At 50.5% G+C, this 958-nt stretch carries 2 pseudogenes; both read left to right on the top strand.

Annotated elements, in window-relative coordinates:
* Positions 1–364, top strand: a pseudogene (locus C1I60_RS25205) (ABC transporter ATP-binding protein); the annotation flags it as partial.
* 262 nt (positions 365–626) lie between these two features.
* A pseudogene (locus C1I60_RS25200) lies at positions 627–958 on the top strand (ATP-binding cassette domain-containing protein); the annotation flags it as partial.

Here is a 958-nt window from a genome sequence, read left to right as displayed (position 1 = left end):
TGCAGCCAGCAATGGGACGGCTTCGGCTGCGCGGACAGAAGCGCCTGCCGGGGCTGATGCGAGCCGCACGCGTCCGGGTGCGGCAGGCCGTTTGGACTCGCCCGCCACAGGAGGCGGGTCGTCCGCTGGCACGGGGGCACGCGGAGCGAAGGCCACGAAGCCGTCCCGTACGCCCGCCGTATCCAGCGAGCGGCTGGAGCGGGCGATTACCGCCAAGGAAGCAGAATTGGCGGCGGCGGACGCCGAGTTGGAACAGCTCGGCACAAGCAGCGACACGATGCGCATGGCGGAGCTATGGGATGCGCGTGAGCGGCTGCAAGCGGAGCTGGACACGTTGCTTGGCGAGTGGATTGAACTGGAGTAGTTGACAGGCTAGTTACTAAATAGACAACGATTTATTTTATATAGAGGGTAGCCCTGAGGTAGAACGTTTACTGAAGGGCTACCCTCATCTTTTTATTTTATATAAAGAAAGTCGTTTACATTTCGCAACATGTGATATTTTTTAATCTGTACAATAGTATGAATCACTGTTAAGTGAAGTTTGTGTTGTCAATAAAGATCTTACATATCAAATGTGCACGTCGGAACTATTTTGTGATTTGCTTGTGAATGGAGGGAATAGTATGTCGGACTCCTTACTAGAGGTCAGTCAGGTAACGAAAAAAATGGGGAAAAGGAATTTGTTAGATCAAGTTTCATTTAAGCTTCAGAAAGGAAAGATATATGGATTCATCGGTCCGAATGGAGCTGGAAAAACGACGATGATGCGAATCATGACCGGATTGATGCAACCAACCAGCGGCTCTGTAAAGATAGCTTCATATGATGTACAGACGGATCGGGAAAAGGCGCTGTCCAAGGTGGGTGCTATTATTGAATCTCCGGTCTTTTTTGATTATATGACGGGCAGGCAGGTTTTACGTAATTTGTCACGGCTGCACTCTGAAATTCCCCC

This window comes from Paenibacillus terrae, assembly GCF_005217525.1.
Lineage (GTDB): Bacteria > Bacillota > Bacilli > Paenibacillales > Paenibacillaceae > Paenibacillus > Paenibacillus terrae_C.
This window is presented reverse-complemented; position numbering and strand designations above follow the sequence as displayed.